This window comes from Actinomadura sp. 6N118 (assembly GCF_044326415.1).
Classification (GTDB): domain Bacteria; phylum Actinomycetota; class Actinomycetes; order Streptosporangiales; family Streptosporangiaceae; genus Spirillospora.
The window spans coordinates 131,489-148,710 of sequence record NZ_JBIRAZ010000018.1; the positions used below are offsets into that span (position 1 = coordinate 131,489).

The 17,222-nt window shown below is 67.1% G+C and carries 17 protein-coding genes; 9 read left to right on the forward strand and 8 right to left on the reverse strand.

The window, feature by feature from the left end; all coding sequences use genetic code 11:
- The first annotated feature begins 55 nt into the window (after positions 1–55).
- The 4 genes from ACH34W_RS38040 (at position 56) to ACH34W_RS38055 (ending at position 4,243) form a co-directional block, all read left to right on the forward strand.
- Positions 56–316: a hypothetical protein gene (locus tag ACH34W_RS38040; RefSeq protein ID WP_395966021.1), complete on the forward strand. Its 261-nt coding sequence runs from the start codon at positions 56–58 to the stop codon at positions 314–316.
- A 437-nt stretch (positions 317–753) separates the two neighbouring features.
- On the forward strand, positions 754–1,548 hold the full coding sequence (locus ACH34W_RS38045; protein WP_395966022.1) for an SDR family NAD(P)-dependent oxidoreductase: 795 nt from the start codon (positions 754–756) through the stop codon (positions 1,546–1,548).
- A gap of 2 nt (positions 1,549–1,550) precedes the next feature.
- Complete coding sequence (locus ACH34W_RS38050) at positions 1,551–2,675, forward strand: DUF5938 domain-containing protein (RefSeq protein ID WP_395966023.1); 1,125 nt, start codon at positions 1,551–1,553, stop codon at positions 2,673–2,675.
- Positions 2,675–4,243 (forward strand): AMP-binding protein, encoded by a 1,569-nt coding sequence (locus tag ACH34W_RS38055; RefSeq protein ID WP_395966024.1) that lies wholly within the window; start codon positions 2,675–2,677, stop codon positions 4,241–4,243. Before ACH34W_RS38050 ends, ACH34W_RS38055 begins: the two co-directional genes overlap by 1 nt.
- A 146-nt stretch (positions 4,244–4,389) precedes the next feature.
- Here the strand turns inward: ACH34W_RS38055 and ACH34W_RS38060 are convergent, their stop codons facing one another.
- Positions 4,390–5,013, reverse strand: coding sequence for a TetR/AcrR family transcriptional regulator (locus tag ACH34W_RS38060; RefSeq protein ID WP_395966025.1), 624 nt, complete (start codon positions 5,011–5,013; stop codon positions 4,390–4,392).
- Between the two features lie 439 nt (positions 5,014–5,452).
- On the opposite strand from ACH34W_RS38060, the gene ACH34W_RS38065 reads away from it, so the two are divergent.
- Positions 5,453–6,757, forward strand: a complete 1,305-nt coding sequence (locus tag ACH34W_RS38065) for a PucR family transcriptional regulator (protein ID WP_395966026.1) — start codon at positions 5,453–5,455, stop codon at positions 6,755–6,757.
- Here ACH34W_RS38065 and ACH34W_RS38070 read toward each other — a convergent pair.
- Positions 6,645–7,658, reverse strand: coding sequence for a TetR/AcrR family transcriptional regulator (locus ACH34W_RS38070; protein ID WP_395966027.1), 1,014 nt, complete (start codon positions 7,656–7,658; stop codon positions 6,645–6,647). The genes ACH34W_RS38065 and ACH34W_RS38070 overlap by 113 nt on opposite strands.
- Between ACH34W_RS38070 and ACH34W_RS38075 the strand changes: the two genes are divergently transcribed.
- Complete coding sequence (locus tag ACH34W_RS38075; RefSeq protein WP_395966028.1) at positions 7,576–7,767, forward strand: DUF397 domain-containing protein; 192 nt, start codon at positions 7,576–7,578, stop codon at positions 7,765–7,767. The genes ACH34W_RS38070 and ACH34W_RS38075 overlap by 83 nt on opposite strands.
- Before the next feature lie 484 nt (positions 7,768–8,251).
- Here the strand turns inward: ACH34W_RS38075 and ACH34W_RS38080 are convergent, their stop codons facing one another.
- Both ACH34W_RS38080 and ACH34W_RS38085 read right to left on the reverse strand, forming a co-directional pair.
- The gene (locus tag ACH34W_RS38080; protein ID WP_395966029.1) at positions 8,252–9,256 is read right to left on the reverse strand and encodes an NADP-dependent oxidoreductase; all 1,005 of its coding nucleotides are present in this window, start codon (positions 9,254–9,256) and stop codon (positions 8,252–8,254) included.
- Positions 9,257–9,533: 277 nt separating this feature from the next.
- A complete protein-coding gene (locus ACH34W_RS38085; RefSeq protein WP_395966030.1) occupies positions 9,534–10,130 on the reverse strand; it encodes a TetR/AcrR family transcriptional regulator in 597 nt (198 codons plus the stop codon).
- Between the two features lie 414 nt (positions 10,131–10,544).
- Between ACH34W_RS38085 and ACH34W_RS38090 the strand changes: the two genes are divergently transcribed.
- Positions 10,545–11,396 (forward strand): alpha/beta fold hydrolase, encoded by an 852-nt coding sequence (locus ACH34W_RS38090; protein WP_395966031.1) that lies wholly within the window; start codon positions 10,545–10,547, stop codon positions 11,394–11,396.
- 227 nt (positions 11,397–11,623) lie between these two features.
- Positions 11,624–12,493 carry an alpha/beta fold hydrolase gene (locus tag ACH34W_RS38095; protein WP_395966032.1) on the forward strand — a complete coding sequence of 290 codons (870 nt, stop codon included), beginning with the start codon at positions 11,624–11,626 and terminating at the stop codon, positions 12,491–12,493.
- 80 nt (positions 12,494–12,573) lie between these two features.
- Here ACH34W_RS38095 and ACH34W_RS38100 read toward each other — a convergent pair whose 3' ends face one another.
- Positions 12,574–13,146 (reverse strand): TetR/AcrR family transcriptional regulator, encoded by a 573-nt coding sequence (locus tag ACH34W_RS38100; protein WP_395966033.1) that lies wholly within the window; start codon positions 13,144–13,146, stop codon positions 12,574–12,576.
- Positions 13,147–13,256: 110 nt separating this feature from the next.
- Between ACH34W_RS38100 and ACH34W_RS38105 the strand changes: the two genes are divergently transcribed.
- The gene (locus tag ACH34W_RS38105; RefSeq protein ID WP_395966034.1) at positions 13,257–13,757 is read left to right on the forward strand and encodes a PaaI family thioesterase; all 501 of its coding nucleotides are present in this window, start codon (positions 13,257–13,259) and stop codon (positions 13,755–13,757) included.
- A gap of 99 nt (positions 13,758–13,856) precedes the next feature.
- Here the strand turns inward: ACH34W_RS38105 and ACH34W_RS38110 are convergent, their stop codons facing one another.
- From ACH34W_RS38110 to ACH34W_RS38120, 3 genes are all read right to left on the reverse strand, one after another.
- Positions 13,857–14,768, reverse strand: coding sequence for an alpha/beta hydrolase (locus ACH34W_RS38110; protein WP_395966035.1), 912 nt, complete (start codon positions 14,766–14,768; stop codon positions 13,857–13,859).
- Positions 14,769–14,906: 138 nt separating this feature from the next.
- Positions 14,907–16,358 (reverse strand): DHA2 family efflux MFS transporter permease subunit, encoded by a 1,452-nt coding sequence (locus ACH34W_RS38115; protein ID WP_395966036.1) that lies wholly within the window; start codon positions 16,356–16,358, stop codon positions 14,907–14,909.
- Positions 16,359–16,509: 151 nt separating this feature from the next.
- The gene (locus ACH34W_RS38120; protein ID WP_395966037.1) at positions 16,510–17,208 is read right to left on the reverse strand and encodes an SDR family oxidoreductase; all 699 of its coding nucleotides are present in this window, start codon (positions 17,206–17,208) and stop codon (positions 16,510–16,512) included.
- Between the last annotated feature and the right edge of the window lie 14 nt (positions 17,209–17,222).

Genomic DNA, 17,222 nt, shown 5'->3' on the forward strand with positions numbered 1-17,222 from the left:
TCCGCGGTGAGTACCGGTACGGGGCGTCCGGAACCGACGACGCCACGAATATCAAGTGGAAATCCAGCAATTCTGCGGCATCGACGACCCCAGGCTCGACAGTCTGGTCATCGACTTCCGCGAACTTGACTACCAGTGGGGCGACGACCTGAGCATCCACGGGGCATGGTGGCTCCTCGTCTCGGACAGTCCCGTTCTGGTGGTGGTATCGCCTGACTCGCTTCGCGCCTACGCCGGAGTACTCAACGGGCAGCGCATCCGCACCGACTTCCACGAGGCGCTGGAAGAAGTCGAAGCCTACCTCCAACGCACCTGAGACCGTTGTGCAGACCGATGCGCTTCCACAGCGAAGACGGTTTTCCCGGCCGTAACCGGGAAACGATCAACCTTCCCGCAGGAAGCGATCATCGCAGCCGTCCTATCAGTGCTGGCAGAGCCAACTCGTGAACACCCCACCCAGGAACGCAGGTCAAAGGCCACCGTGTCGCCAGGCTGTTCGTCCTGCTCGATGCGCAGCCAATCGCCGGCCTCACGATTGACGCCGTCGCCATCACAGAGCACCGGGTGGACTCGGGATCGCGCTCCGCTGCCCCTCCCCGTGACCAGCAAGGTTGCCGAGCTCATCTGGCTTTGACACTTGACCAAGAAATGCTTGACGAGTGTCCGGATTTATCTTGACATATGTCAAGACGGCGGCTGTGATGGGGCTCACCCGAATCACCGGGGTGGTGGTCTCTGAGCGATGGAGCTGTCATGGCAAATCTTGATCTGTCCGGCCGGCGGGCCCTGGTCACCGGCGGTGCCCAGGGCCTGGGTGAAGGCATGGCGGTGGCACTGGCCGCCGCAGGCGCGAAGGTGCTGGTGGGCGACCTGCAGGATGACCTGGGAGCCAAGGTCGTCGAGTCGCTCGGCGACGGGCATGCGTTCACGCACCTGGACGTCACCGATGACGCGGGCTGGGCGGGTGCGGTTCAGACGGCAGTCGACCAGCTCGGTGGCCTCGACATCGTGGTGAACAACGCCGGCGTCGAGATCACCAGCCTGTTCGCCGATCTCGACCCCGGCGCGGCGCGCAAGCAGCTCGAGGTCAACCTGCTCGGCACGGCCCTCGGGATCAAACACGCCTTCCGGACGATGCGCCCCGGTGGCGCCGCCGGCAACGGCGGCGTGGTCATCAACGTCGCCTCGGTGGCGGCGACGATCGCCTTCCCCGGCATCGGCGTCTACTCGGCGACGAAGTCCGGCGTCGACCGGCTCACCCGTGTCGCGGCCATGGAGTCGGGTCAGCTGGGGTACGGCGTCCGCGTCAACTGCATCTACCCGGGGCTCGTCCCGACCGCGATGGGTGCCGGCTTGGCCAACGACGTCGCCGCGATCGGACTGTTCCCCTCCGCGGAGGACGCCGTGGCCGCCGTTGTCGGTCAGACGCCGTCCGGCCGTCTGGGCGAGGTGACGGACATGGCCGACGCCGTGGTGTTCCTGGCCTCGGACGCCGCCCGGTTCATCAACGGTGCCGGCCTGCCGGTCGACGGCGGAATGGGGATGTGACCATGACCAAGCCTGTCGTCGTGTACGGCGCCTCCGGCTACACCGGACGGCTGATCTGCGAGTACCTCCGCGAGTTCAACGTCCCGTTCGTCGCCGCCGGCCGCGACTCGTCCAAGCTCAAGGCGTCGATGGACTCTCACGTCGCCGGCATCGAAACCGCCGACTACGAGGTGATCGAGGTCCCGCATTCGGTCGAGGCGTTGAGCGAGCTGTTCGCCGGCGCTTCGGTGGTGTGCAACACCGTCGGCCCGTTCAGCACGTACGGGCCCGAGGTTGTCGAGGCGTGCCTGGCCACCGGCACCCACTATCTCGACACCACCGGGGAGCAGGACTGGCTGATCACCTGTGATGAGAAGTACGGCGCCGACTTCGCCGCTGCCGGAAGGCTTCTCGCGCCCGGGATCGCCCAGATGTACACCACCGGGGAGATCGCGGCCGAGCTGTGCCTGGAGACGCCCGGCCTGGACACGCTCGACATCGCCGTGTTCTGGGGTGGCAGCCCGACGATCGCCTCAACGCTGACCATCCTGGTGAACGCGGCCCTGGCCGGCGCCTATTACCTGGAGCAGAACACCTACCAGCCGTGGGACCCCGATGCCGGGCTCTACCAGCTGGCCATCCCGGGCCAGCACGAGCTGGCGCTGGCGCTGCCCTGGGGAGGCACCTCGCACCCGGTCTGGTACCGGCGCGATCCACGGGTCGCCAACGTGAAGGTGCTCGGCGGAGTCTTCAACAAGCCGCTGATGCAGGGTGTGCCCCAGATCGTGGCGGCCGCCGTCGAGGCCACCAAGGACATGCCGCCCGAAGAGCAGTACCAGGCGCTGACCGCGACCGCGGCGCAGGTGATGAACCAGATGCCACCACGCGAGAACCCTCGGATCAACAAGTCGCTGGACTCCGTCCACGCCTCGGGACCGCTCGGTCGCGCACACTGTGTGATCCACGGGAACTCCAACTACAAGCAGACCGGTCTCCTGCAGGCCTATGCGGCCTACTCCCTGCTGCAAGCCGAACCCCGGCGGACCGGCTTCGCCTCGGGCTGTCAGGCGTTCGGGTATCACACGCTGCTCGGGCAGCTGACTGCGTTCGGACTCGTGCGCCCGCCTGCGGTGACGGTAGAGAACTGATGAGGCTCGCCGACTACCTGGACAAGGGCTTCTCGATCGGGCCATCTGCACCCTGCCTTACCGTGGGGGACGAGGTCCGGTCGTACGCCGAGGTGCGGGAGATGAGCTTCCGCGTCTCGGCGGCCCTGACCGCACGCGGCATCGGCCCCGGCGACCGGGTGGCGGTGCTCTCGGCCAACGACCCGACGGCCTTCACCTGTGTCTTTGGGATCAGCCGGGCCGGAGCGGTGTGGTGCCCGATCAACCCCCGGAACGAGGCCGCCGAGAACCGTGAGCTGCTGGACCTCATCGGCTGTACGGCCCTGATCTTCCAGGGGTCCTTCGCACCGTTGGTGGAGCGGATCCGCGGCGAGCTGCCCGGCCTGACCACTTTGGTGTGCCTGGACGCCGCCGTGGGCGGGGCCCTGAGCTGGCCGGAGTTCCTCGCTCTGGGGGACGGCGCCGTCGAGTCCGCCGGGGCCGTCGAGTCCGCCAGGGCCTTCGACTCCGCCAGGGCCGACGATCTGGCCATGATCGTCGGCACCGGCGGGACGACGGGACGCCCCAAGGGGGTCGAGCTCACCGGCCGGAACCTCGAGACGATGACGGCCATCACCCTGATGAGCTACCCCTTCGCCGGCCGGCCCGTCTACCTGGCGCTGGCGCCGCTCACGCATGCGGCCGGCGTCCTCACCTTCCCGATCCTGGCTCTCGGCGGTGAGATCGTCATCATGCCGGCGCCGGACGTCGGCGGCTTTCTCTCCTCCATCGAGCGCCATCGGGTCACGCACGCCTTCCTGCCACCGACCCTGATTTACATGGTGCTGGCCCACGAAGGGCTCGACGGCACGGACCTCGGCTCCCTGCAGTGCTTCTGGTACGGCGCGGCGCCGATGTCGTCCGCCCGCCTGCAGGAAGCGCTGGAGCGGATCGGGCCGGTCATGGCGCAACTGTTCGGCCAGACCGAGGCCCCCATGATGATCGCAACGATGGCTCCGGCCGACCATTTCCACGCCGACGGATCCGTCGCGACGCAACGGCTTTCGTCGGCCGGCCGCCCGTCGCCACTGGTCACTCTGGCGATCATGGGTGCCGACGGCGCCCTTCTCCCGCCCGGCGAAACCGGTGAGATCGTCGTTCGTGGTTCGCTGGTGATGCGCGGCTATCACCGGGATCCGGCCGCCAGCGCCGAAGCCGGCCGATACGGGTGGCACCACACCGGGGACGTCGGCTACCTCGACGACGAAGGCTTCCTCTTCATCGTCGACCGGGCCAAGGACATGGTGATCACCGGCGGCTTCAACGTGTACTCCACCGAGGTCGAGCAGGCAGTCATGCAGCACCCCTCCGTCCAGGACTGTGCCGTCATCGGGCTGCCCGACGACAAATGGGGAGAACGGGTCACGGCCGTGATCCAGACGCGCCCCGGCGTCACCGTGGACCCTGCCGAACTCCAGGCGTTCGTCAAGGCCCGGCTGGGCAGCGTGAAGACGCCCAAGCAGGTGGACATCTGGCCCGACCTCCCCCGCTCCAAGCTGGGAAAGGTGCTCAAGCAGGAGATCAAGAAGGCACTCAGCGACAGTCCCTGACAAGGACGCCATGACCGCCGGCTTCAATCCAGCTCACCGGCCGCGTCGGCGTCCGCGATGAGCTCGCCAGGCTCCGGTGCCCAGGCTCTGGGCGCCCCGCTCCACCGTCACCATCGGCTCGGGCGCCTCCTGTGGCGGATGAAACGTCACGCGAGCATGCGGGGCACGACGCAGCGAACCTGATCGCTCAATTGGTCCAGGACGCCCGATGCGCCCGGGTAGGCCAGGAGGGCCTGCTGGAACAGGCCGTCCAGCATGCCGTACGCCGTGCCGGGCTCCAGAGCGAGCTCGCGACCGGAGAGCTCCGCATACCGGGTCACGACGCGCCAGATCATCTGCGCGAGAGTCTCATCGATCATGTCGACGGCCTCACGGAGATCGGGTTCGAACATGCTCTGGGTCCGCAGGTCGTACCAGAGGCGGTGCATAGCCGCCTCGTCGCGGATGGTCTGACCGAGCTTGGCGGCGAACCCGCTGAGCAATTCCTCCGGCGTGGTCGAGCTCTCGACGACGTGGTCGTACCGGGTCACGCAGCGCGCCTTGTAGTAGCGGACGCTGTAGATCACCAGCTCGAGCTTGTCCTTGAAGTAGTAGTGCACCACCCCGTGGCTGAACGGCGAGTTGTTCGCGATCTCGCGCAAGCTGGTCCGGGCGTAGCCGAGCTCACCGAGGGTCAGCAGCGCCGACTCGGCAAGCTGGTCGCGGCGCTGGTCGAACTTGTCGACCGGCCGCACCGCGCTGCGGCGGGACGCTCCCGTTGTTCTTCCCACGACCCGCATGATAGACGCCGCCAACTTGATTTTGACAGCTGACCAAGAAATACTTGACGAGTGTCCGGATTAATCTTGACGGCCGTCAAGGCAGAGGTGGTGGCCAGCGGCGGTCCGCTCAACGACACCGGTTAATCACTCAATCAACGGCTCCTGCCAGTCTCGGGGGCCGATTCTGGGTCGCATTGGTTCACCCCTCGGGTCTGCTTGCGGGCGCGAGCGGAGGAGTCGGCTCGCTCTCCCGGGCGCGGGTAGGGCGGCGAGCCGGGCTCGGCGCGTACGACTGAACATTTCACATATTGTCGTTCTGTCAATAGCCGGGCAGGCGTTGACCCGGTGGATCCTTGGGGTTACCGTGACGCCACTCGCTTAGAGGTGCGATCTCGGCGGACAGGGCGCGGTCACGTCACGAGGGCTCTTGTGGGCCCGGAGGGCAGTCATGACCAACGCAGCAGTTCACGCCATGACCCGTTCCCCCTGGCAGGCACTTCTGCCAGCGCTGGCAGAGGCGTTGAGACCCGATCTGCCACAGCTGGCCGATGAGATCGTCGAGGAGATCCGACGATGCGTCCCGGAGTTCGCCCGGCCGCTGCAGGGGGTCTTCGCAGCGGGCTTCCGGCTGACCGTCGAGCAGGGGCTGCGGCAGTTCGTGGACAGGATCGGCGATCCGTACGCCTGGCCAGGCCACGACGTCAAGGTTTTGCTTGATCTGGGCCGGGGGGAGTTCCGCGAAGGCCGCAGCATCGATTCGTTGCAGGCCGCCTACCGGGTCGGCGCACGCGTCTCCTGGCGATGCTTCGCGATCAGAGGGCTACGCGCCGGGTTCCCGCCTGAGACGATGTGTGCGCTCACGGAAGCGATCTTCGTTTACAGCGACGAGGTCGCGGCTCTGTCGGTCCAGGGTTACGCGGAGTTGCGCGCCAAGACCACCGGCACGTTTCAGCGGCGTCGGCAACGGCTCCTCGAGCTCGTCATCGCCGACCCGCCCGTCTCCCGGAACCGGGTCAGCCAGCAGGCGGCCGAAGCCCAGTGGAGACTGCCCGGCGAGGTCGCCTGTGTCGCACTCGAGGGGCCGTGGCAGGATCTGCACCTTGTCTCGCCAGCGGTCAGCTCGGACGTCCTGATGGACATTGAACGGCCTGATCCGTACCTGCTCGTCCCCGACGCAGACGGGCCGGGAAGGCAGGAAATGCTCGCCCGTGCCCTCCGCGATTCGATCTACGCGGTAGGACCAGTCGTGCCACTGGGCGAAGCGGCGCTTTCGCTGCGCCTGGCACGGCAGACGCTCGCGCTCTGTCAGCGGGGTATCGTCGCTGGCCCTGGCGCTCGCAGCGTCGACCATCTGCCCAGCCTCATGATGCTCGCCGACGAGGGCGTGGCGAAAATCATGACGCGGCGGTCCGTCGAATGGATGGCCAAGCTCAATTCAGGCCAGCGCGAACGGTTCGTGGAGACGCTTCTGGCGTTCCTGGACACCGGCCGATCCGCGCCCGAGATCGCCCAGCTGCTGAATGTGCACGCCCAGACCGTCCGGTACCGCATGGGCAAGCTGAAGGAGATCCTCGGGGAGAACCTCAACGATCCTGAGTGGCGGCTCGAGATGCAGCTCGCGCTGCATGTTCGGCGGCTGCTCAAGTCCGGGCGTCCAGCGGAGGGCCAGCAGGCTGGGCGAGGAATCCGGGAACCAGCCAGCGTCGCAGGAAAGGGCGCACGTCGTCAGTCTCGGAGTTCGCCTCGGACGTAGTTTCCCGCAGGTAGGAGTGCAGCAGCCGAAGCAGGAACTCCGCCAGGCCGTCGAGGTCCTCGTCCTCATACCCCCACGCCGGCCAGTCGATCGCGAAGCCCAGGAGCATGTCCTTCGTGAACGACCGGGTCAGCGGAGACAACAGGTCGGCGGCCAGCGTCGCCGACCGACCGGCGGCGATCAGGGCGCCGACGTGCGGTTCGCGCGGAAGTTGCTCGACGGTGTAGGCGACGACCTCAACGAGAATCTCCCTCGCGTCCTCGATTCCCTCCATATGGGCGCGCATCCGGTCCAGGAACTCACCCGCGGCGGCCAGTGAGCTGGCCTTCAGCATGTCGTCGATGTTCCGGAAGTACCGATAGATCGTCGCGCGCGTCACCCCGAGATCCTCAGCGACGTCCGTGAGGCCGGTCTTGCGTGGCCCGTATCGTTCCACGCAACGCCGCGTAGCGTCGATGATCCACGCCCGCGCCTCGGCGTCTGTCGCCGGCGGATTTCCTCGCCACCCATGCGTGCGCATGCCGCTCATTCCACCAGAACCCGAGCCCGCCCGCGATCGCGCTGGAACGCCGCGACCATGCAGTTCAGGAGCGCGGCCGGCGGATGGGAATGACGACGCCAGCGCGGGGTTGGGTGTTGGGGTCGTTGAGGGAGGGGGCGGTGTGTCTGGGGTACACGGATGCCCCCACCCGAGGCCGTTTGATCCTGGACCCTCCGGACGTGCAGTACCTCTCCATAGGGTTCGACCGCATGGGCGACATCGCTGCCACACTCGGCCCCTCGCGGACTGTGATCGAAAGAACGATGGAGACCTGCCAATGACGGAGTGGCGTAAGTCCCGCCGGAGCACCAGCGCAGAGAACTCAAACTGCGTCGAGGTTGCGGACCTCGCTGGAAACATCGGAGTACGCGACTCGAAGAACCCGGACGGGCCCAAGACCGCACTCGACGTGTCCACCTGGCGTTCCCTGCTCGCCAGTATCAAGGACGGCGAATACGACCTGGCTTGAGCCTTGAGCCCCCGAGCCTGTGCTTGAGTTCTAGGAGTCGTTGCAACACCCCATCTGAAGGGGTGCGATGGACTTCGAGATCCGTAAGAGCAGGGAGCGGCAGGGGCCCCGGAAGCTGACGCGGGAGCGGGAGGCATACTTCCGGCTCATGCGTCAGGGCTACAGCAGTGCGGAAGCTGCTCGCTGCGTCAGGGCTCGCGATCGTGCCCGCAATCTTCGCGCCCGCGCCTGGTTGGGATGGCGCGCCCGTCCTCGCCAGGCAGACCGATACCCCGACGTCGAACCGAGCATGACCTTCACCTTTGCCGTCCACGCCGACCCTAGAGTCGACGCCGCCGTTCATGCTGGAGTCACCTTTGGTGGTGAGCGCGGAACCAGGTGCGGGGGTTAGCCCGTCGGTGTTGGTGGGTTTCAGGGCACTACTCGTTGCCGCAGGCGGTGCCGTCCTCGTGGAGGGCGTTGATCGCACGGCAGGACTGTTCCCTCACGTCATCCTGACGACGACCTTGCCGGCTTTGGCGTGCCCTGCTTCGAGGTACTCCAGCGCTTCTGGGGTCGACTCGAACGGGAACACGGTGTCGACGACGGGTCGGATCTTGCCGGCCTTGATGAGAGGGGTGAGCTCGCGCAGCTGGTCCCCGCTGGCCTTCATGAACAGGAACGAGTACGTCACGTTGCGGCGCCGGGCGCGTCGTCGGATCCGGAAACTCAGCGCGGACATCACCAGCCGGATGATCGGGTTCGCGCCCAGCTCCTTGGCGAGAGCGGCGTCGGGAGGGCCCGCGACACTGATGACCTTCCCGCCAGGTTTGAGCACGTCCAGGGACTTGTTGAGCGTCTCTCCGCCGAGCGAGTCCAGGACGAGGTCATAGTCGTGCAGGATCGTCTCGAACGCCTGCGTCTGGTAGTCGATGACAACGTCCGCGCCCAGGCGCTTGACCAGGTCGAGGTTGGCGGTGCTCGTGGTGGTCGCCACGTGCGCACCGAGCTGTTTGGCCAACTGGATGGCGATGGTGCCTAGGCCGCCGGAGCCTGCGTGGATGAGGACTTTCTGGCCTGGCTGAAGGCGCGCCCGTTCGACCAGTACCTGCCATGAGGTCAGGGCCACCAGGGGAAGGGACGCGGCCTCCTCCATGGTCAGCGTGGCCGGCTTGATCGCCACGTCGTCCTGGTGGATCGCGATGAGTTCGGCGAACGTGCCGATCCGGTCCTTGGCGGGCCGCGCGAAGACCTCGTCGCCCACCGCGAACCGCGTAACGGCCGCACCTACTTCGACCACCACCCCAGCCAGGTCGTTGCCCAAGACGAACGGGACCCGGTACGGCAGGATCGCCTTCATCTCCCCGTCCCGGATCATGCGGTCGAGCGGGTTGATGCTTGCGGCCTGGATCCGGACCAGCACGTCGTCCGCGCCCACCTCCGGGTCCGGCACGTCGGCGGCGCGCACGCCGGCCTTGTCGCCGTAGCGCTCTACCGTGAAGGCCCTCATCGTCGTCTCCATATCTCGTCCCCGAGTGCGGACGGGGGTGCTGTTGATCCCGGGTGTTGGGTGGTCATTTGTGGTGGAGGTCGAGTGCCCTGAGTGTGTAGTGCCCGCCTCTACCTCGGTCGGTAGGACCTCTGGGGTTGCCGCGTCTCTCGTCATGGATGCCGACGTCGGTGGGTGTGCCGGGCGACGAGGCGCATTGAATTATGTTCGTAATGTTAAGTCGTCGGCAGGCGGATGGCAAGTAGGTCTGCCTTGTGAAGGCGCTTCTGCAGGTATGTCAGTTCGACGTCCCGGCGTGCTCGACGCCCAGCAGTGCAAGGGCGTTGCGGATGCCCTGCTCGAGGAGTTCATCGGCGAGTTGTGTGTCGGCGAGGGCTCGGGATAGCTGCAGCGTCCCGGCCATCATGGCGTAGGCACTGAGCGTCTTGGTGCGGGCCGAGAGTGGATCGTCGGGTGCCAGGCGGGCGGCGATGCCGTCGATGACGACCAAGACGCCGTCGGTGTACGCCTGCTTGGTCGGGTCTGCGCAGCGCGCGATTTCGTCGAGCAGGGCAGCGGAGGGACAGCCGTCGTCAGGGTTGTCGCGGTGCTGGGTGGACAGGTACCACCGCACGATCTGTTCAAGTCCGGCTTGGCCAGGTGCCGCCTGCTCGACGATGTTCTCGTTCTGTGCCTGCAACTGGTCGGCGACCGCGGTGGCCACGAGGTCGTCCTTGGACGTGAAGTGGGTGTAGAAGGCGCCGTTGGTCAGCCCCGCGTCCTTCATGAGTGTCGAGACGCCCGAGCCGTCGATGCCGTCCCGCTTGAACCGGCGGCCGGCCGTCTCGATGATCCGCTGCCTGGTCGCCTGCTTGTGCTCGTTCCCGTATCGCACCGCGTGCTCCTTCACTCGCCGGAAGAGTTGCTCCCCCTCCGCCGACTCCCTTCACTGTATTGTATTGCGAACGTAATCCAATAATTCGGGCTGCCCGTGACCGCTGTCGTGCCCCTGGGTCTACGGCGATGTGCCGCTGGGCGGCCTCGTGTCCGCTCTCGCGACGGGCCGTCCAGTTTGCCTGGCCTGGGCTCGCCCGTGGTGCGCCGCGGGCCGATGGGGTGGCACAAGGACTCACTTGCGTTCTGTGACCTCCCGTGCTTAGTATTATGAGCATAATTTAATTGCCCGGCCCCGGGAGATGCCGCCCTCGCGCTCGGCAAGGCGGATTCGGAACTCCCAGCACGTCTTCGGCGTGCTGCGTCAGCAGACCCGCGAGATGTCACGCGCATCCGCCAACAAGAGAAGGGCGTCATGAGCACCTATCTGGCAGACAAGGCCGAGGACCTCACCGTCGAGGGCCCCTCCGCGCGGTTCACCTACCGCCGCATGGGCCCGCAGGGCGGCGTCCCGCTGGTCCTGCTGAACCGCTTCCGCGGGACCATCGACTGGTGGGACCCGGAGTTCCTGGACTACCTGGCCGCCGACCACGACGTGATCGTGTTCGACAACGTCGGCGTCGGCTACACCGACGGCGAGCCGCGTGACTCCCTCGAAGGATTCGCCGAGGGGGCCATTGAGTTCCTCGACGCACTCGGCCTTGCGCAGGCCGACCTGCTCGGCTGGTCCCTGGGTGGCATCGTGGCCCAGCGTGTGGCCGTGCGACGCCCTGAGCTGGTGCGCAAGCTCGTCGTGGCGGGCAGCGGCCCGGCCGGCTGGGTGCCCGGTGCTCCGGACTTCAGCGAGAAGGTCCTGGGCATCATGGCCAAGCCCGATGCCGATCTGGAGGACATGCTGTACCTGTTCTATCCGGAGACGGACACGGCCCGCGCCTCTGGGCTCGAGCACTTCGACCACGTCTCGACCAGGCTCGCCGCCGGCGGCCCCGCGGTCTCCGAGACGGCGGCGCAGGGCATGATCACCGCGGCGGGCACTCTCCTGGCAGTCCCCTTCGACGAGGTGCGGGCGGAACTGGAGTCCATCAAGCATCCCGTCCTCTACGCCAACGGTCTGAACGACGTGATGATCCCCGCCCACAACTCCTACGTCGCGGTCCAGCACCTCGACAACGCCACTCTCGTGCTCTACAGCGGCGCTGGCCACGCCTTCCTCTTCCAGTACGCCAAGGCCTTCACCAAGCAGGTGGCCGACTTCCTCGCCGCCTGACCACGCAGATCCCGCCGCCGACCCCTAATGATGCAGGGGCGATGGCCGATGCGCGGCCATCGTGCAGGCGCCGCCTCACAGCCTTGTGAGGCGGCGCCTGCACGATTGGCGAACGACACCACCACGAGACTCAACGGGTAGTCATTCGGCTCACCCCTTGCGATCACATAGAATTACGGTCATAATTTAATTAGCCGCACAACCCGTACACACCGAAGGGCGCGACCATGAACGAATCACAAGAGGTGCGAGGCGACGTGGTGACGTCGTACGAGAACGCACCGACCCACACCATCACCGCCGGGGGAGTGACCTTCGCCTACCGCGAGCTCGGTCCCCAGTCCGCCGTCCCGGTGGTCTTTCTGAATCACCTCGCCGCGGTCCTCGACAACTGGGACCCGCGGGTCGTCGACGGCATCGCCGCCAGGCGCCGGGTCATCACGTTCGACAACAGGGGCGTCGGCGCCTCCACCGGTTCGACGCCGCGCACCATCCAGGCGATGGCGAAGGATGCCGTCACCTTCATCCGGGCGCTCGGGTTCGAACGCGTCGATCTCCATGGCTTCTCGATGGGCGGCATGATCGCCCAGGTGATCGCGCAGACCGAACCGCAACTCGTCCGCAAGCTGATGCTCACGGGTACCGGTCCTGCGGGCGGCGAGGGCATCAAGAACGTGACCCGGTTGTCCCATCTCGACACCGTCCGAGGCCTGCTCACCCTTCAGGACCCCAGGCAGTTCCTCTTCTTCACCCGCACCGCCAACGGGCGTCGGGCGGGGAAGGAGTTCCTAGCCCGCCTGAAGGAGCGCACCGCCGACCGGGACAAGTCGATTTCTCCTATCTCGTACAACAACCAGCTCAAGGCCATTCACCGCTGGGGCCTGGAGCAGCCCCACGATCTCTCGGTCATCCACCAGCCTGTGCTCGTCGCGAACGGTGAGAGCGACAGGATGGTCCCGTCGAAGAACTCGACCGACCTGGCCGGGCGAGTGCCGAACAGCAAGCTGGTGATCTACCCCGACGCCGGCCACGGCGGCATCTTCCAGTTCCACCAGCAGTTCGTGAAGACAGCTCTCGAATTCCTCGAACGGGAGTAGGTATGACGTGCGGGAAGGCGATGTCGAGGGCCGCCACGCCGCCGAACCGAGGGCTGCCAGGCCGCCGATCGGCCATCCCCTTAGCGCATGAATGTGAGGGCGTTCTCAATTCCCTGCTCAAGGACCTCGTCGGAGAACTTCCGGTCGGAGAGGGCGCGGGACAGCTGCAACGTCCCCACCAGCATGGTGTAAAGCCCGATGGCCTTACCGCGAGCGGACTGCGGATCCTCAGGTGCCAGGCGGACGGCGATCTCTTGCACGATGATCTGCGCGCCCTCGGTGTAGGCCTGTTTGGTCGCGTCCCCGCAGCGGCCGATCTCGTCGAGCAGCGCGGCGGAGGGGCATCCGGCGCTGGGGTGGTCCCGGTGCTCAGGTGACAGGTAGTCGCGAATGAAGTCCTCGACCCCCTGGCGGCCAGGATACAGGGTGGCGTAGCTCGTGATCTGCGTGCGCAGTTCGTTGGCCACGACATTGGCGACGAGGTCGTCCTTGGACGCGAAGTGGGCGTAGAAGGCTCCGTTGGTGAGCCCGGCATCCGACATCAGCGTCGAGACGCCTGAGCCGTCTATGCCGTCCTGCTTGAACCGATGGCCGGCCTTCTCGATGATCCGTTGCCGCGTCACCTGCTTGTGCTCCTTGGTGTAGCGAGCCACAAGTCCTCCAATCGCTCCCTATGACCATTGCCTCGCCCCAAGTCTAGTCTATGATCTAACGAATGTAATATTATGATCGGCAGGCAACTGCTGTGGGAGGGTGCTGCGCCGTGGGGCGGACACGTACGTACAACTGGGAAGATCCCGCGATCCTGGCGGAAGCCGCCGGACGCATGGCCGGCATCGACTTCCTGCGCGAGGTGCATGCGGGACACCTGCCGGGGCCGCCCATCAACCACACTGTCGACTTCACCCTGGATGAGGTGGAGCCGGGTAGGGCGGTCTTCTCCCTGACGCCGGGTGAGGAGCACTACAACCCGATCGGCACTGTGCACGGCGGCATCTTCGCCACCCTGCTCGACTCGGCAGCGGGTTGCGCCGTCCAATCCACCCTCCCGCAAGGCATGGCCTACACCTCACTCGACCTGACGGTGAAGTTCCTGCGGCGGATCACCGTGGACACGGGCACGGTGCGCGCCATCGGCACGGTGGTCAGCAGGGGCCGTCAAACCGCCCTCGCCCAGGCGCAGTTGGTCGACGAGACGGACCGTCTGCTCGCCCACGCCACCAGTACCTGCATGCTGTTCCCGGTGCCTCCCTCGCAAGAGTGACCCTCGGTGCCGGCGCTGAAGACATCCTCGTGAGGCCAGCCGCCGGTCACCGGTATCGCGGTGGTGCCGGCGGACTGGCCTACGAGCCGTTTCCTCCGTTCATGCGCCGAGATGGCGGCGGAGCCACACACCCATCTGCCGGATCGCCTGGTCCACCTCGGGCACGCGCCCCGCGCCCAGGATGAACGAATGTTGTCCTTCGGGCATCGGGTGGACCTCGTGGGTGACCTTGAAGTCCGCGAGCCGCTGGCCGAGCTGGGCGCCGTCGTCGGCGAGGGTCTCGTACTCGCCGTAGTGGACGATCGTGGGCGGCAGTCCGGTCAGATCGGCGTTCACGAGGCTGATCTGGGGGTCGGCGAAGTCCACTGCGGGGTCCTGCAGCCAGGCTCCTCGGAAGAGCTCGAGCGTGCCCCGGCTGAGCATTTTGTCCGTTTTCTCATTCTCGTCCACCGACGCGTTCTGCACGGTGAGGTCGGTCCACGGCGAGACGCTGACGATCGCGCCCGGGGTCGCCTCGCCCTTCGCGAGCAGACGCAGTGGCAGCATCACCGCGAGGGTGCCGCCGATGGAGTGGCCCGTGCTGCCGATGTTCCGCGGCTCATAGCCCTGCGAGAGCAGCCACCTGTAGGCGGTCTCGGCGTCGTCGAGCTGCGCCGGGTAGGGGTGTTCGGGCGCCAGGCGGAAGTCCACGACGAGGGAGCGGGCGCCGGCCGCCTTCGCGATGTGGCCGGCGGCCTTGCGGTCCGAGTGCATCGAGGCGGTGACCGATCCGCCGAAGTGGAAGTGGAGCAGCGCCCGGTCGGGGTCGGCGCCCTCAGGGATGCACCAGAGGGCGGGGACGCCGTTCGCGTCCACTTCGGCGTAGGTGACGCCTTCAGGTTCGGTCGACGCTCGATGGTTCGTCTCGACGATGGCGCGGACGATGGCCAGGTCGAGGCCCGGTGTCGCCGCCTTCGCGCTCACGCTCTCAAGAAACTGCGCGAACTGCTGTGCTTCTGGACTTGCTCCCATGGTGATGCTCCTTCACAGGTCGGTGCCACGCCACTGCTCGTGTGCAATCAGGTCGAATGTGCTGGTCAGGAGTCGAATGTGCTGGTCAGGACGCGACGTCTGGTAAGGCTCGTCTCGCTTCGGCGACTCGGCGCGGCCTCAGATCGTGACCGGGGCACTGGTCGCACCCCCTGCGGCAAGGTCGGCGGCCGGGCCCCCATCGGCCTTGCGTCGTCGGGGCATCAGGAGCGCCAGGGCCGCCGCCAGGGCGACGGCGCCGGCCCCGGTCCAGAGCGCCGGGACCAGCCCGTCCACGAACTGCGAGGCGGACCCATAGCCGCCCTGGGCGGAGAAGACCGCCGCCAGCGACGCGACACCGATGGCGCCGCCGACCTCGCGGATCGCGTTGTTGGCGCCCGAGGCGATGCCTTGCTCCTCCGGGCGGACGGTGCTCATGACGAGGTTCGCGCTGGGGGCGAAGAACATCCCCATGCCGATTCCGCAGACGATCAGCGCCGGCAGCAGGGCGGTGTACGACACCTGCGGCTCGACGGCCAGCGCCCAGAGCCCGAGGCCTGCCGCGTTCAGGGCCATGCCCACCGTGACGACGGGGCCGCCGCCGATGCGGTCGGACAGTGCCCCGGCCAGGGGCCCGGCGATCATGGGCATGGCGGTCCAGGGCAGCATCCGCACGCCGGCTTCCATGGGTGAGTAGCCGCCGACGGTCTGCAGGTACTGGCTGAGCAGGAAGATCGCCCCGAACATTCCCAGGAACATCAGCAGGCTGGCCGCGTTGATGGCGCTGAAGGATCGGTTGCGGAACAGGCGCATCGGCAACATCGGGTGCTTGGCGCGCAGTTCGTAGAGGACGAAGCCGACGAGCAAGGCCGTACCCGCGAAGAAACCGCCCAGAACCGTCGTGCTGGTCCAGCCGTCGGCGTTGCCGCGCACCAGGGCGTAGATGATGCCGAACAGGCCGCCGCTGACGAGGGTGGTGCCGGCAAGGTCAAGGCTCGGATTCTGGCCGTGGGACTCGCCCAGCCGCAGCAGGGCCAGCGGAATCAGCACCAGGCCGAGCGGTACGTTCACCCAGAAGATCCACTGCCAGGACAGATATTCGGTGAGCGTGCCGCCGATGAGCGGTCCGGTGGCGACGGCGACGCCGCTGGCCGCGCCCCAGATGCCGAACGCCACGCCACGCCGTTCGGCGGGGACCGCCGCCGACAGCAGGGTGAGCGTCAGCGGCGTCACGATCGCGGCCCCGACGCCCTGCGCCGCACGGGCGGCGATCAGCTCACCCATCCCGGGGGCGAGCGCGGCCGCAGCCGAGGCGGCGGTGAAGATCGCGAGCCCGATGACGAACAACCTTCGGCGGCCGAAGCGGTCACCGAGGGAAGCGCCGAACATGAGCAGGACCGCGAAGGTGAGGGTGTAGGCGCTCACCGTCCACTCGAGGTCTTCAAGGCCGCCACCGAGGTCTTCACGGATCGAGGGCAGGGCGGTGGTGACGATCAGGTTGTCGAGCGCGGTGATGAATCCGGCCACGCTGGTGATGATCACGGCCCAGACGGCGCTGCCGCGCCGAGCCGGTTGCTTGCGGTCCTGTTTCATGACGTTCCCTTGGCCAGACGTGCTCGGCGATTGGTGAATGGATGTGGAAGCCGCACCGCACCACGCCGCGCCGACGCGGCGCGGCGGCGCGGCGGGTGATACCGAGCAATGGCATTCACGGGCTTGGCGTGGATGCCTGGCCGGCTGACTCTCAGGGCAGCTGCGGGTAGAGCACTGAGACGCCCCCGGCCAGCGCGGCCTGTGCCTGGCGGGAGGCGTCGTCGGCGAGGATCTCGTAGGCGTCGGCGGCGATGCCGTCGACGGCGATCCGGGCGATGTCGGCCGGGTCGGACTTGGCGGCGTCGACGGTCCTGACCATGTCGGTGTCCATGTAGCCGACGTGCAGGCCGGACACCCGGATGCCCTGGTCGGCGAGCTGGAGGCGAAGGGCGTTGGTGAGCGACCACTCCGCGGACTTGGCGGCGCTGTAGGCACCGAATTCCGGGAAGCTGACCCAGGACAGGCCGGACAGGATGTTCAGGATCGTTCCCCCGCCGTTGGCCGCGATCTGGGGTGCGAACGCGCGGACCACCGACAGGGTGCCGAAGTAGTGGGTGTCCATCTCCAGGCGGATGTCGTCCAGGCCGGCTGCGAGCAGGTCGGCGCCGGTGGATGACCCCGCGTTGTTGATCAGAACCGTCACATCGCCGGTGGCCTCGGCAGCGGCCGCGACGGAGGCGGGGTCGGTGATGTCGAGCGCGATCGGCTTGACGCCGGGCAGATCGACCTGGTCGGGGTTGCGGGCGCCGGCGTAGACGGTGGCGCCGCGGCTGAGCAGTTCGGCGGCGAGGGCACGGCCGAAGCCCCGGTTGGCTCCGGTGACAAGGACTGTGCTGGTGGAGAGATCCATGATGGCTCCTGGAG

Bases quoted from the DNA above. Each gene is read 5' to 3' on its own strand.
- ACH34W_RS38045 (WP_395966022.1), top strand. From the start codon at position 754: ATGGCAAATCTTGATCTGTCCGGCCGGCGGGCCCTGGTCACCGGCGGT.
- ACH34W_RS38050 (WP_395966023.1), top strand. From the start codon at position 1,551: ATGACCAAGCCTGTCGTCGTGTACGGCGCCTCCGGCTACACCGGACGG.
- ACH34W_RS38055 (WP_395966024.1), top strand. From the start codon at position 2,675: ATGAGGCTCGCCGACTACCTGGACAAGGGCTTCTCGATCGGGCCATCT.
- ACH34W_RS38065 (WP_395966026.1), top strand. From the start codon at position 5,453: ATGACCAACGCAGCAGTTCACGCCATGACCCGTTCCCCCTGGCAGGCA.
- ACH34W_RS38075 (WP_395966028.1), top strand. From the start codon at position 7,576: ATGACGGAGTGGCGTAAGTCCCGCCGGAGCACCAGCGCAGAGAACTCA.
- ACH34W_RS38070 (WP_395966027.1), bottom strand. From the start codon at position 7,658: ATGTTTCCAGCGAGGTCCGCAACCTCGACGCAGTTTGAGTTCTCTGCG.
- ACH34W_RS38080 (WP_395966029.1), bottom strand. From the start codon at position 9,256: ATGAGGGCCTTCACGGTAGAGCGCTACGGCGACAAGGCCGGCGTGCGC.
- ACH34W_RS38090 (WP_395966031.1), top strand. From the start codon at position 10,545: ATGAGCACCTATCTGGCAGACAAGGCCGAGGACCTCACCGTCGAGGGC.
- ACH34W_RS38095 (WP_395966032.1), top strand. From the start codon at position 11,624: ATGAACGAATCACAAGAGGTGCGAGGCGACGTGGTGACGTCGTACGAG.
- ACH34W_RS38110 (WP_395966035.1), bottom strand. From the start codon at position 14,768: ATGGGAGCAAGTCCAGAAGCACAGCAGTTCGCGCAGTTTCTTGAGAGC.
- ACH34W_RS38115 (WP_395966036.1), bottom strand. From the start codon at position 16,358: ATGAAACAGGACCGCAAGCAACCGGCTCGGCGCGGCAGCGCCGTCTGG.
- ACH34W_RS38120 (WP_395966037.1), bottom strand. From the start codon at position 17,208: ATGGATCTCTCCACCAGCACAGTCCTTGTCACCGGAGCCAACCGGGGC.